Raw genomic sequence first — 13,493 nt, 5'->3', positions numbered from 1 at the left:
CCTACTTATATATTCTCTAAAATTTCGTGAACGATTTCTTCTGGTGTTCGTTCATCCGTATCAACGACTAAGCTGGCACTTTCCTCATAAAAAGGAATTCTTGGTTCAAAAACTTGTCTGATTTCTTCTGGAGATTTCGATACAACTAAAGGTCTGATCGTTGTATAATCGTGTTTCAAACGTGGGATAAAAACTTCTGGTTTGGTTTGTAGATACACAACAGGCGCCATTTGTTTTAATAGTTCTCGATTCTCCGGTCTCATGACGATCCCACCGCCAGTTGATACTACTTGATTGTGATCTAGATAGCGTTTTAAGACATTCGTTTCTCTTTCTCTGAAGGCTTCTTCACCATATAAATCGAAATATTCTTGAATGGTCATACCAATTTCTTCAACGATTTTATCATCAAAATCAATGTGCTCCATATCCGTCTTTTCTGAAAGTAGTTTTCCAACAGTTGTTTTTCCAGCTCCCATAAAACCAATTAAAATAATCCCCTTCATCTTTGTTCCTCCGTTTATCAATATAATTTAGTTAAATCCTCAAAAAATCTTGGATAAGAAACAGAAATTGCTTCTGCTTTATATAATTCTACTGTGCCATTTTTTACTAATAAAGCAGCTATTTGCAGCATCATGCCAATACGATGATCACCATAACTAGTCACTTGTGCAGCATGTAGCGGTGTTTTCCCATGAATGATCAGACCGTCGTCAGTCGGTTCAATATTAGCGCCCATTTTAGTTAATTCAGTTGCAACTGCATCGATTCGATTCGTTTCTTTCACTTTTAACTCTTCAGCGTCACGAATGATCGTCATCCCCTCAGCTTGAGTTGCCAGCAATGCGATGATCGGTAGTTCATCGATCAATCTTGGAATGATTTCCCCACTGATTTCGATTCCTTTCAAATCGCTTGTTTCAACTGTTAAAGTTCCAGCTTTATTTGCGGTACTTCCAGTTTCTTGAATCGTTAAGTTTCCACCCATTTGTTGAATCACGTCGATGATCCCTGTGCGTGTCGGATTTAACCCAACGTTATTCAGTATAATCTTGCTATCTGGAATGATCAATCCTGCTGTAAGGAAAAATGCAGCTGAAGAAATATCTCCTGGTACGATGACTTCTTGCCCTAGCAATTTTTGAGGACCGCTGATACTGATTTCTTTTCCTGAAACGTTAATTTCTCCACCAAATTGACGAATCATATCTTCTGTGTGATCTCGTGTTTTTTCTTTTTCCAAAATAACTGATGTTCCGTGTGCTTGTAAAGCAGCAAAAAGGATCGCAGATTTTACTTGTGCACTCGCAACAGGCATTTGATAATGAATGGGCTGTAAAGTTTCTGTTCCTCTCACCGTTAAAGGTGGAAATTCAGTTCCATCATGACCTGTACACACAGCCCCCATTTGATTGATCGGCAACATTACTCGGTTCATTGGCCGTTTAGCAATCGAATGATCCCCAAATAATTCAGTGGTAAACGATGTTCCAGCTAAAATTCCCATGATCAATCGAATCGTTGTTCCTGAATTTCCAACATCGATTGCGTTTTTTGCATTTTTTAACCCTGAAAAACCAGTTCCATGAACCGTTATGACTTCACCATCGTCTTCGATTTCAACGCCTAAATCCTGAAATGCTTTTAAAGTACTTAAGCAATCGTCACCTCTTAAAAAGTTTTTAATCGTTGTTTTTCCATCTGCGATTGCACCAAACATAATACTTCTATGAGAAATCGATTTATCACTGGGAATATCAATCATTCCGTTTAAACCAATTTTATTGATCATTAAATCCAAAATATCCCTCCTAAAATTTAAAAGCCGAACGAATCACATGATCCTGCGGAAAATTAGGCAATTAGCTTTGAAACGTTCTATGTTTCAAAGTAAAAACCAGGCATAGACCTGCTATACCGATCATCCAAAACACAATATCGAACTCAACAAAAATCATTTTTCATAACACAAGTAATCCGTTTCTTTTTCAATAATCTCTTTCGCTTTTTCTGAATCTTCCTGCCGTTTAAAGCTTAATTGTAAAATACCATAGATATCTTCTCGCGTTTCAAGAATTTTCAAATTAATTAAGGATAACTGAGCTTTCGAAAGTAACGCTGTGACCTCGGCAATCACACCTGGAACATCTGGCACGTCCACAAATAAATCATGAAATGCCGGAATTGCTCCTTCTTTATGAACGGGCATTTGATTTCTCGTTTCTTTTGCTTCATAGAAAAATTGAAAAATAGCTTCTTTATTTCCATTTTCGATCCAAGTCGATACTTGTGCCATTTCAGATTGCCATGAACTCATCAGCTCTAATAATGCCTCTTTATTACTTAATAAAATATCTGTCCACATCTGTGGATCCGACGAAGCAATTCGCGTGATATCTCGAAAGCCGCCAGCAGCTAATTGTCTAGAACGCGGATGTTTTCCATTAAAAATTTTACTTTGATTGACCAAGCCTGCGGCAATAATATGTGGTAAATGACTGAGCATGCCTGTGATTTGATCATGCTCTTGTGCTGTAAGCACTACAAATTTTGCTCGAGTCCCTTGTAACAATTTTTGCAGTGCTTCGATTTGAGGTTGTTTTTCTATTTCTGAGGAAGCTAAAATATAATAAGCATTCTCGAATAAATTTTCATCAGCTGCTGTCACACCAGATTTATGTGATCCTGCCATTGGATGTCCACCAATAAATGTGTTTAAGCCGGCTTTTTTAGCTGCTTCAATAATTTCTACTTTTGTGCTGCCAACATCAGAAATGATAACTTCTTTTTTTAGAGGTAACTTTCCTAATACGTTTAATTGATTCAGCATACTTTTAACTGGCGTACATAGAAAAATGACATCCGCTAATACCGCCGCATCTTCTATGGAAGTTCCTCTTTGATCGATGATGTTTCGTTTTAAAGCAAATTCTTCCGAAGTTTTCTGATTATCTATTCCAATAATTGTTACAAGTGGCTGTTCTTTTTTTATACATAATGCTAATGAGCTGCCAATCAATCCTAGACCGACGATCAAAACCTTTTGATTCATTCCGTGTCACTCTCCATTTTTAGTTTTCGTTAAAACGTTTGAGTATAACGGCGATATGATTCAACTTCTTCTTTCATCTGTTCAAAAGCATCACTGCCAAATTTTTCCAGCATCGCTTTAGCAACTTCTGTTGCAACAACCGCTTCACAAACTACACTAGCAGCTGGAACCGCTGTACTGTCAGAGCGTTCTACACTTGCTTTATATGGTTCTTTTGTATCGATATTGACACTTTGCAATGGTTTATACAATGTTGGAATTGGCTTCATAACGCCTCTAACAACGATTGGCATTCCATTTGTCATACCGCCTTCAAAACCACCTAGATTGTTGGAAGTTCTGGTATAGCCAGTTGCTTTATCCCAAACAATTTCGTCCATGACTTGGCTACCTGGTTTAAAGCCCATTTCAAACCCGATCCCAAATTCAACCCCTTTAAATGCATTGATACTTGTAACGGCTTGGGCAATTTTTGCATCTAGTTTACGGTCCCATTGAACATAACTTCCTAGACCAGTTGGTACACCACCAACAACGACTTCTACAACACCGCCGATCGTGTCTCCATTTTTCTTAGTTTTATCAATTAAATCACGAATTTCTTGTTCGACTGATGGATCAAGTACACGCACATCTGAATTTTCTGAGCGTTCTTGAATTTCTTTAACCGTTAAGTTATCTGGAATTTCAGCTTTGATACCCCCTAATATTGCCACGTGTCCTGCAACTTCAATAGCCAATTCCTTTAGTAATTTTTTAGCAACGGCTCCAATTGCAACGCGCATTGTTGTTTCACGCGCTGATGAACGTTCTAATACATTTCTGAGATCATCATGCTGATATTTGATCCCTCCGACAAGGTCTGCATGACCCGGACGTGGTTTATTTACGCGTCTGATTTTTTTCTCTTTCTCAGAAACTTCTTCGATCGACATGACAGAAGTCCAATTTTTCCAATCTTTATTTTCAACGACAAGCGTCACTGGTGATCCTAATGTTTTGCCATGACGAATGCCAGACGTGATCCTTACTTGATCCTTTTCAATCAACATTCTGCCGCCGCGTCCGTATCCGCCTTGTCTTCTAGCTAACTCTAAATTAATATCTTCTGGAGATAATGGCATCCCCGCTGGTAAACCTTCTATAATTGCTGTTAATTCTGGTCCATGTGATTCTCCCGCTGTAATAAAACGCATATGATTTCCTCCTAATTTAAAAGCGTAGCAAACTAGCCCGTGCAGCTCGCTAATCTAAATAACTCTTCATTTCTTCAATCGGAATCCGAACGATTTTGGCTTCACCTATCGATTCCAATAAAATAATATTGATTTTTCCGCCCCGTGCTTTCTTATCATGTGTCAATGCCGCATATAGTTTCTCTTGATCCCAATAATTTGAGCAAGTAGGTAAGTGAAACTTTTGAATCATTTGATTCAATTGTTCTGTTGTACCAAGTGGAGTCAACTTTTTACTTTCGGCAACTCTTGTGATTTGGCTCATCCCGATTGCAACGCCCTCACCATGAGTTAAATTACCGTAGCCGGCTGTATTTTCTAATGCATGACCGATTGTATGCCCAAAGTTGAGCAGTAAACGAACTCCGTTATCCAGTTCGTCTTCTTCTACGACTTTCCGTTTGATTTTACAACAAGCTGCGATAATTTCTGTCGCATGGGCTTTTAAATCAAACTCATCAGTTAATGTATCTAATTTTAGCCATAAGTTTTCATCTGCAATAGCAGCAGATTTTATGATTTCAGCGATCCCTTCTTGAATTCGTCTTACTTCTAAAGTATCCAACGTATCAGGATCGATCAAAACACCATCAGGTTGAGCAAATGTACCTACTAAATTTTTCGCCTTTTTTGTATTAACGGCCGTTTTCCCACCAATACTACTATCTACTTGAGCCAATAATGTCGTTGGAACTTGTAAGAAATGAAGACCACGCATGTATGTCGAAGCAACAAATCCTGCTAAATCACCAACAACTCCGCCGCCCAGAGCGATAATACCATCGCTTCTAGTCATTCCTTCATCCGCCAAAAAATCATAAATTTCAGCGGCTACAGTCAAACTTTTACTTTGCTCTCCTGCATTGATCACAAAAGTTGCGGGCTCAAAGCCTGCTGTTTTCAAGCTTTTTTCGACTTGCTCACCGTACAAAGGTTGAACATTTGTATCTGTTATGATGACAATTTTTTGTGGCGACCATAATTCTTGAACCCAAGAACCGATATCTTTCAGCAAACCGTTTTCAATGGTCAAATCATATGAATGATTTGGTAAAGTTACAGTGAGTTTCACTTAATTCAACTCCTATTTTTTAGTAAAGAGAAAATAATAACCTTCTATTTGACACCCTTTTTAATCTAAATCATTAATTTCTTTCATCGCTTTTTCCATAATGTGGACTTCTTTCATCATGCGCATGTATGTTTTTTCATTTAAAGATTGAGGTCCATCAGACCAAGCGTTGATTGGATCCGGGTGAATCTCAACGATCAGACCATCCGCACCTGCTGCAACACCTGCACGTGCCATTGAAGGAACAAGATCCCAAATTCCTACGCCATGACTTGGGTCAACGATGATTGGAAAATGGCTTAATTTTTTAATTAATGGAACAGCACTTAAATCAAGTGTATTACGCGTTGCTGTTTCGTAGGTACGAATACCACGTTCAATGAACAACACATTGAAATTTCCTTGGGCAGCAATATATTCAGCTGCATTTAGCCACTCATCAATTGTACCAGAAATTCCTCGTTTTAAGCCAATTGGTTTACCTGTTTTTCCAACAGCTTGTAACAATTTAAAGTTCTGCATATTTCGAGCACCAATTTGTAAAATATCACTGTACTCTGCAATCATATCGATGTGCGCTTCATCCATGACTTCTGTGATAACTTTCATGTCAAATTCATCTGCTGCTTGGCGAATATATTTTAGACCTTCTTCTTCTAATCCCTGAAAAGCGTATGGTGATGTTCTTGGTTTAAAGGCTCCACCACGTAAAATAGTTGCGCCACCTGCTTTGGCAATTCTGGCACATTCTCGAATTTGGTCTAAACTTTCGATTGAACATGGTCCTGCCATCATCGTCATACTGCCATCACCGATTTTCACACCATCAACATTAACAATCGTATTTTCTGGATGAAACTCACGACTGGTTAGTTTGTAAGTCAAAGATATTCTGACTGCGTTTTCAACCCCATCGTAACTATTGAATGCTACATCTTGCATTTTTCTGGTGTCACCGACCAAGCCAATGATTGTTTGTTCTTTGCCTTCACTTAGATGAACTTCTAGTCCCTCTTTCTTTACTCGTTCGATCACTGTTTTGATTTGTGCTTTCGTTGCTTCTGTTTTCATAATGACGATCATTATTATTCTCTCCTTCAATCAATTCAAATTTAGTTGTTTTCAATAATTGGTTTTACGATTTCTATCGGCATTTCTTTTCCTGTCCATTTTTCAAACGCTGCAGCACCTTGATAAAGCAGCATTCCTAAACCATTATTGGTTTTAGCCCCACGTAAACGAGCTTGTTTTAGAAATTCTGTTTCTCTAGGTGTATAGATAACATCACAGACTACAAGATCTGGGCGAATGATGGAAAAGTCTTGAATCGGTGTTTTCTCTTCCAGTGGCTTCATTCCAACACCTGTTGCGTTTAATAGCAGTGCACTTTCTGCTACATCTTTCGCTAAACTATTTTCATCAGATAAATCATGTAAGCTAATCGTACAATCTGTATTCTCTGAAATGTAAGCTAGCTTTTCTTTGATTTTGTCATAGAAATCATCTTTTCGATTGTAAACCGTGATTTCTTTAACGCCATCTAGTGCTGCTTGAACAATAATGGCTGTAGCTGCCCCACCAGCTCCAATAATAGTGATTTTTTTACCAATAATGTCGACGTCGATATCTCGCAAGCTTCTCATAAAACCCGTACCGTCAGTGTTGTGTCCTGTTAATTTACCATGATCATTGGTAATGGTATTCACCGCACCGATCAAGCGCGCGGCTTTGCTTAATTCATCCATATAGTTGACCGCCAAAATTTTATTTGGCATCGATAAGTTTGCCCCCAGCATTTCCAAAGTCTTGATTGAATCAATTGCTTGCTCTAACCCATCTGTCCCCACTTCAAAAGCAAGATATACTGCATCGATCCCTAATGCTTGAAAAGCTGTATTGTGAATCATTGGTGAAATACTATGACGAATCGGTGTAGCGAATAATGCAGCTAATCTCGTATGTCCTGTGATCTTATTTTCCATCTTATTTCCTCCTCAAAAACGATTTTTCTCAAATAAAAAAGGTATTCACGTAAATTTTTAGAAAAATCTACAGTGAACACCTCACAAAAAATGGGTAATATAAAAGCCACTATAGATTTTCTCATCTACGCGGCTGAAAGTCATTTCAAAATCCCCTAGCCATCATAGATACAAACTTGCTAGTCTGCATCCACAATGTTCATGAATACAAACTCATCTAAAATAGCTAAAGTAATAATTATTCAGTTGTAATTGGTTATGCTTCATGATTGTCATATGAATCACTCCGTAACTGATTTATTTAAGAATTGTTCTTAGTATATACCTAGGCAAACCAAGTGTCAACCTATTTTATTTTCTATTCATTCATTTTTTGGGTTAGTTCAAATAAAAACTAGTGATTACATATGTTCATCACGTTTTTATTTTTTTACTTTTATGTTCTTTCAACAGATGCCTTACTGCCAAAATTGGATGATAAACTAACATTCTTGGTCCTGAATATCTCATTATTTGTTTCATTTGCTCTTTGTAATCCGGACGATAACAATGTACAGGACACTGCTTACAAGTAGGTTTTTCTTCCCCAAAACGGCAAACATCCAACCGAAGTTTTGAATAAGATCGCATTTTTTGTTTATCGATCTGAGGTTCATCATGTGTTTTGTAATAGAGTTCGATCATTGCAAGAATGGTTCGTTTTTCTTCTTGTATTTTTGGTCCATTATTTTTTTTCACCATTTTTATCGCTCACTATTCAATCATTGATTTTTAAAATGATTTTTCCTTTGTTTTGGTTGCTTCTCATATATTGATGGGCTTTTGCCACTTCTTCAAGCGGAAAAATTGTATCTACAACTGGTTTTAGCTCCTGTTTTTCAAATAGTATCTTCGTTTTATCTGAAAATTCCTTAGTCAGCTTTGCCTTATAAGCATCACTTCTTGGTGTGAGCAACGTTCCTTTGATGGTTATTCTTTTTTCTAGTAGATCCATTAAATTAACTTCTCTTATCAATGCGCCCCCTAAAATACCGATAAGAATCAGTCGACCATCGTAGGCAATACTCGCAATATTTTTCTCCCAATAGGATGCGCCGACAAAATCCAAAATAACATCCACGCCCTGGCCATTGCTTTCTTGTTGAATCTTCTCACTAAAATCTTCGTCATGATAGTTAATCAAAACATCTGCTCCTAACGAGCGACATAATTCCAATTTTTCAGGAGAGCCTGCTGTGACAAAGATTTTGGCCGATGTTAAGTGTTTCGCCAACTGAATTGCAGCAGTTCCCACACCACTAGCACCAGCATGAATCAAAACAGATTGATGAGAATTCAGTTCGCCTAGCCAAAATAGTGTTTGATAAGCTGTTAAAAAGACTTCTGGAATTGCCGCTCCTTCTTCAAATGTTAATTGATCAGATAAAAGCATTGCATTCCCAAGATTCATCACGGTGTACTCAGCGTATCCACCGCCATTCACAAGCCCCATCACGCGACTACCACAAGGGAATAAATTTGATTCACTTTCGATTACTATACCTGAAACTTCTACACCTAAAATAGTGTTTCCTCTTGGTAATTTTCCAGTCTCTATTGCCATTAAATCGGTACGGTTGATCGCTGCTGCTTCGACTTTGATCAATAACTGATCAGCATTTCTTTTTGGCCGTCGTGCTTCTTTTGTCAATTCTAACATTGATTGACTGTTCTTGGATCGTAACTCGATAGCTTTCATTTTTACACCTCACAATTTTAACAAAAAACCGCAGAATCTCCAAAAAGAAATCTACGGTCAAATCAATTAGTTATTAAAGTTCTTTACCATATACGTCATCAACCGTTTGTTTTGGATCGATTACGATATATAAGCTTTTTGTTTTTTCACTGACTTTAGTAGATTGATAGACATTGTCTAAACCTTCGTCAGTTTTATCTTTGTATGGGAAATAAACTAAATCTGGTGTTCCAGTTTTGTATAAAATTTCCATACGTTCAATATCTTCATATTTTAAAGCACGAGCGAACATTCCAAGTTCAAGTCCGCCAAGGTTGATATCATGTGTTTGAACGTGATCACCTTCTTGGAAGATTTCGATTTTAAAGCCTTCACATGGGTGGATTTCCATAAATTCGCTTCCATGAATACGACCAAAGCTTGTTGTGATTTGTTTGATCCATAAATCTCCGATAAAACGACGACCGATCGTCCAAGTTTCATCGTTTCTAAAATAAAATTTTAATCCTGTCATTTCTCTACTCATAATATAAGTCTCCTTATCTAAATAATTTCTACAAAGTTAAGTTTAGCATAACTTTCAAGTTAGGTCACACCATTCGCTTTCTCACTTAGAAAGAGCTAATTTGTCTAAAAAAACATCGGTTAAGATAACAGCTCTCTGATGGATACCTGTGGCAATGATTTGGCCATTGTCAAAAGCTTCAAAAGAAAAATTGATTTTTGTTTTTTCCTGTGACTCGACACTGACCTTCACAATAATTTCTGCTCCAACCATTGAAGGTTTTAAATGTCTCGCTTCAATCAATGTTCCTACACTCGTTTCTTCTGACGCTAATTCTTTGTGCAAATACTCTTTTGCAGCGTTCTCAACCATTGCAAGGACTGCAGGTGTGGCTAATACATCTAAATCCCCCGACCCGATTTCTTTTGCAGTGTCTTTTGACCCAACAACAAATTTTTTTGAGAATTCTTTCACGGCTATCACTCCTCATCGATCTTATCTTTTGCATATCCAATCAATCGTTCTTTGTTATTTACTATTTGACCTTTTACAACAGCGACCTCAAGTATCTCGATCATATCACCTAGCCATTTTCCAGGTTTTTTGTCGAAATAATCCAACAAATCATTCCCTGTAACAGCAAGCTGCTTTCTGTCATGGATCGGCAAAGATAAATATCGTTCTTTTACTTCTTCAAGTTTACTCTTTTGCCCATAATAAAACAACAGTTTTTCAACGGACAATGCTGTATCTAAGCCTAAATCAAACAAATCCTTGTCGTGTAGCTCTTCTGAGAGACGTTTATTCAAGCCATAAACAAGGTTTTGCACCTCTTGAATCATATGGTTCGACTGTTTCCACGATTTCAAAAAAACGCGAATCTCGGTTTCTTTTAATCCTAGTGTCTTAATTAGTAAAGCCCAAGCTTGACTTTCTGATTCGATTTGTCTATTTGGAAGATCTGAAAAATTAAATAGAGCTTCACCGAATTTGTTTAAACCAGGACAATACAGGTAACACTCAGTCTCGATGAACGGCAATAACGCAGCTCGCCTATTTTTTCCTAATAAAAGTTTCATAAATTCTACAGCAATTCGTTCGACGGATATTTTATCTAATAACCGATGAAACGCTTCAATGGCAGATAACGTATTTGCTTCAATCTTAAAATCTAATTGACTAGCAAAACGTAATCCCCTCATCATCCTCAAAGCATCTTCATGAAACCGTTCTTTAGGATTTCCAACAGCACGAATGATTTTTTGCTTCAAATCAGCTATGCCATCAAATAAATCTATGATTTCCCCATCAACATCCATTGCCAAAGCGTTGATCGTAAAATCGCGTCGCTTCAAATCTTCTTTTAAGGAACGAACAAAAGTCACCTTATCTGGACGTCTAAAATCTTGGTATGTTGATTCTGTTCTAAATGTCGTAATTTCATACTGTTCATCCCCAACTAAAACAAGAACTGTCCCATGATCAATTCCCACATCGATCGTTCGGTGGAAAATTTGTTTGATCTCCTCTGGGTATGCACTAGTTGCAATGTCAACGTCATGAATGGATTGATTCAATAACGCATCACGAACACTTCCGCCAACAAAATAAGCTTCAAATCCATGAGCTTGAATTTCTTTGAGTACGCTAGTAGCTCGCGTGAACTCATCAGGTATGATCTCTAATTTCATAATAGATTTTCCAACCCATAGACTAATTTGTTTAAGTGAACAACTTTTTCACAGCCTAAAGCAACACCTGTCATAAATGAACTACGATCGTAAGAATCATGTCTGATCGTTAGGCCCTCGCCAATACCACCGAATTGAACTTGCTGATGGGCAATCATCCCAGGTAAACGAACGCTATGAATTTTCATCCCTTCAAAATCTGCTCCGCGAGCTCCTTCGATCCATTCTTTTTCTTCAGGATGACCTTGTTTTTTCTTTGCACGAACGTCACTCATCATTTCTGCCGTTTTGATTGCCGTTCCACTTGGGGCATCTAATTTATTATCGTGATGTAGCTCAATAATTTCAACGTCTGGGAAATATTCTGCCGCTTTTTGCGCAAACTGCATCATTAAAACAGCACCCACAGCAAAATTAGGTGCAATCAACCCGCCGACTTCCAGTGTCTTTGAACGATCAGTCAACTCAGCTAATTGTTCCTCTGTTAATCCAGTTGTCCCTACAACCGGTGATATTTTATGTTCAATGGCAAAATGAGTATTTTCATAAGCGACAGCTGGAATCGTAAAATCAATCCAAACATCTGGCTGAACAGAAAGAACGTCTTCTTTTGTTTTAAAAATCGGTACATTGATTTCCGGATATTCTGCTAATTCATTAAGATTGTTTTTCTCTTCAAATGGATCCAGCACCCCTACAAGTTCAAAACCGACATGATCTAAGACCATTTTTGTTGCCGTTGCCCCCATTTTTCCTTTAAAACCTGCGACTAAAATTTTAATCATTTATTTGCCCATCCTTTCGTTCAAAACGATATTTATCCCGTTGATTGAATTTTTCCATATTTTTTTGAAATGCCTCCGTTAAATCTATATCTAATGAATTTGCCATGATCATCGTGACAAATAATACGTCCCCTAATTCTTCAGAAACCGTTTTTAATTTTTCATCTGACTTTTTAGGTTTTTCACCATAATAATGATTGATTTCTCGCGCGAGTTCTCCTACTTCTTCTGTTAATCGTGCCATTTGGCTTAATGGAGAAAAATAACCTGTTTTAAATTGCTGGATGTAAGTATCCACTTCCTCTTGCATAGAATGCAGAGATTGATTTTCATCTTTCATTTTTACCCCAACCTTTCTATTACACATCTTATCAAAAACTGCGCCATCTGAAAAGGTTCTACTTGTTGTTTTATAATGAGAATGATAAAGTGAGTACTGGATAAAAGTTCTTGGATATGAAGAAAAACAGTATCAGTCCAATATGTTTTAGGAGTGAAGAGAATGATTGAAGAAAAAAAATTTTATGTTAAAGACGTATTATTAATTTTAGCCGGCACCTGTCTTTATGCATTTGGATTAGTAACATTTAATATTGCAAATGACTTAGCAGAAGGTGGCGTAACTGGGATTACATTGATTTTACGTGCGCTTTTTGACATCGATCCAGCCTATTCAACCTTGATCATCAATATTCCACTGATTTTGATCGGCGGTAAAGTTTTAGGCAAGCATTCATTTTATTATACAATTTTAGGAACAGTTTCTTTATCAGTCTTCCTATGGTTATGGCAACGTTTCCCTATAGAGGTCAATCTAGACCACGACTTATTGATTGCCTCCTTGTTGGCCGGACTCGCTGCTGGTATTGGCAGCGGCTTGGTTTATCGTGTAGGCGGTACGACAGGTGGTACAGATGTGGTAGCTCGAATCTTAGAAAAAAATTATGGCATTAGTATGGGGCGTTCACTTTTACTCTTTGACATTTTTGTTTTGATTCTTTCATTAAGTTATATTGATGTCAAAAGAATGATGTATACGTTGATTGTTTCATTTGTGTTCAGTAAGGTCGTTGATTCTGTCTTAGACGGTGCATACGCTGCTAAAGGAATTTTAGTTATTTCTGATCACTCTGAGGACATCGGAGAAGTAATTATGGCGCTATTAGAGCGAGGTGTCACCTATTTAGACGGACAAGGTGGCTATTCTCAAGTAGAGAAAAAAGTCCTTTATGTTGTTGTCAGTCCTAGTGAAATTATGGAAATCAAGCGAATCGTTCATGAATTAGATGAAAAAGCATTCATTTCTGTTATAAATGTCCACGAAGCGATCGGCGAAGGATTTACCTACTTAAAACCTGCAAAAATGCGTTTTAAAAGAAAAAAACAACTTAATTAATACACGTGAAAAAGGTAAAATAGACCGTCTTCTA

At 37.4% G+C, this 13,493-nt stretch carries 15 protein-coding genes; 1 reads left to right on the top strand and 14 read right to left on the bottom strand.

The window, feature by feature from the left end; translation table 11 throughout:
* Positions 1 to 5 precede the first annotated feature (5 nt).
* From AC4BC4_RS07800 to AC4BC4_RS07735, 14 genes are all read right to left on the bottom strand, one after another.
* Positions 6 to 506: a shikimate kinase gene (locus tag AC4BC4_RS07800; RefSeq protein WP_438756025.1), complete on the bottom strand. Its 501-nt coding sequence runs from the start codon at positions 504 to 506 to the stop codon at positions 6 to 8.
* Between the two features lie 17 nt (positions 507 to 523).
* Complete coding sequence (gene aroA / locus AC4BC4_RS07795) at positions 524 to 1,795, bottom strand: 3-phosphoshikimate 1-carboxyvinyltransferase (RefSeq protein WP_490477364.1); 1,272 nt, start codon at positions 1,793 to 1,795, stop codon at positions 524 to 526.
* A gap of 162 nt (positions 1,796 to 1,957) precedes the next feature.
* Positions 1,958 to 3,055 (bottom strand): prephenate dehydrogenase, encoded by a 1,098-nt coding sequence (locus tag AC4BC4_RS07790; protein WP_490477316.1) that lies wholly within the window; start codon positions 3,053 to 3,055, stop codon positions 1,958 to 1,960.
* Positions 3,056 to 3,084: 29 nt separating this feature from the next.
* On the bottom strand, positions 3,085 to 4,251 hold the full coding sequence (aroC, locus tag AC4BC4_RS07785; RefSeq protein WP_490477315.1) for a chorismate synthase: 1,167 nt from the start codon (positions 4,249 to 4,251) through the stop codon (positions 3,085 to 3,087).
* A gap of 49 nt (positions 4,252 to 4,300) precedes the next feature.
* A complete protein-coding gene (gene aroB, locus AC4BC4_RS07780) occupies positions 4,301 to 5,362 on the bottom strand; it encodes a 3-dehydroquinate synthase (RefSeq protein WP_490477314.1) in 1,062 nt (353 codons plus the stop codon).
* Positions 5,363 to 5,422: 60 nt separating this feature from the next.
* A complete protein-coding gene (gene aroF, locus AC4BC4_RS07775) occupies positions 5,423 to 6,445 on the bottom strand; it encodes a 3-deoxy-7-phosphoheptulonate synthase (protein ID WP_490477313.1) in 1,023 nt (340 codons plus the stop codon).
* A 29-nt stretch (positions 6,446 to 6,474) separates the two neighbouring features.
* A complete protein-coding gene (gene aroE, locus AC4BC4_RS07770) occupies positions 6,475 to 7,344 on the bottom strand; it encodes a shikimate dehydrogenase (protein WP_490477312.1) in 870 nt (289 codons plus the stop codon).
* 414 nt (positions 7,345 to 7,758) lie between these two features.
* Positions 7,759 to 8,085 (bottom strand): nitrous oxide-stimulated promoter family protein, encoded by a 327-nt coding sequence (locus AC4BC4_RS07765; RefSeq protein WP_490477311.1) that lies wholly within the window; start codon positions 8,083 to 8,085, stop codon positions 7,759 to 7,761.
* Between the two features lie 16 nt (positions 8,086 to 8,101).
* On the bottom strand, positions 8,102 to 9,082 hold the full coding sequence (locus AC4BC4_RS07760; protein WP_490477310.1) for an NAD(P)H-quinone oxidoreductase: 981 nt from the start codon (positions 9,080 to 9,082) through the stop codon (positions 8,102 to 8,104).
* A 73-nt stretch (positions 9,083 to 9,155) separates the two neighbouring features.
* Positions 9,156 to 9,608 (bottom strand): hypothetical protein, encoded by a 453-nt coding sequence (locus tag AC4BC4_RS07755; RefSeq protein WP_438756036.1) that lies wholly within the window; start codon positions 9,606 to 9,608, stop codon positions 9,156 to 9,158.
* Between the two features lie 81 nt (positions 9,609 to 9,689).
* Positions 9,690 to 10,061 (bottom strand): thioesterase family protein, encoded by a 372-nt coding sequence (locus AC4BC4_RS07750; protein WP_490477309.1) that lies wholly within the window; start codon positions 10,059 to 10,061, stop codon positions 9,690 to 9,692.
* Positions 10,062 to 10,066: 5 nt separating this feature from the next.
* On the bottom strand, positions 10,067 to 11,278 hold the full coding sequence (locus tag AC4BC4_RS07745; protein ID WP_490477308.1) for a CCA tRNA nucleotidyltransferase: 1,212 nt from the start codon (positions 11,276 to 11,278) through the stop codon (positions 10,067 to 10,069).
* Positions 11,275 to 12,063, bottom strand: coding sequence for a 4-hydroxy-tetrahydrodipicolinate reductase (dapB, locus tag AC4BC4_RS07740; protein ID WP_490477307.1), 789 nt, complete (start codon positions 12,061 to 12,063; stop codon positions 11,275 to 11,277). Before dapB ends, AC4BC4_RS07745 begins: the two co-directional genes overlap by 4 nt.
* A complete protein-coding gene (locus AC4BC4_RS07735; RefSeq protein WP_490477363.1) occupies positions 12,056 to 12,403 on the bottom strand; it encodes a nucleotide pyrophosphohydrolase in 348 nt (115 codons plus the stop codon). Before AC4BC4_RS07735 ends, dapB begins: the two co-directional genes overlap by 8 nt.
* A 165-nt stretch (positions 12,404 to 12,568) precedes the next feature.
* Between AC4BC4_RS07735 and AC4BC4_RS07730 the strand changes: the two genes are divergently transcribed.
* Positions 12,569 to 13,459 (top strand): YitT family protein, encoded by an 891-nt coding sequence (locus tag AC4BC4_RS07730; protein WP_490477362.1) that lies wholly within the window; start codon positions 12,569 to 12,571, stop codon positions 13,457 to 13,459.
* The last annotated feature ends 34 nt before the right edge of the window (positions 13,460 to 13,493 follow it).

This window comes from Enterococcus sp. AMC1086 (assembly GCF_058216575.1).
This window is presented reverse-complemented; position numbering and strand designations above follow the sequence as displayed.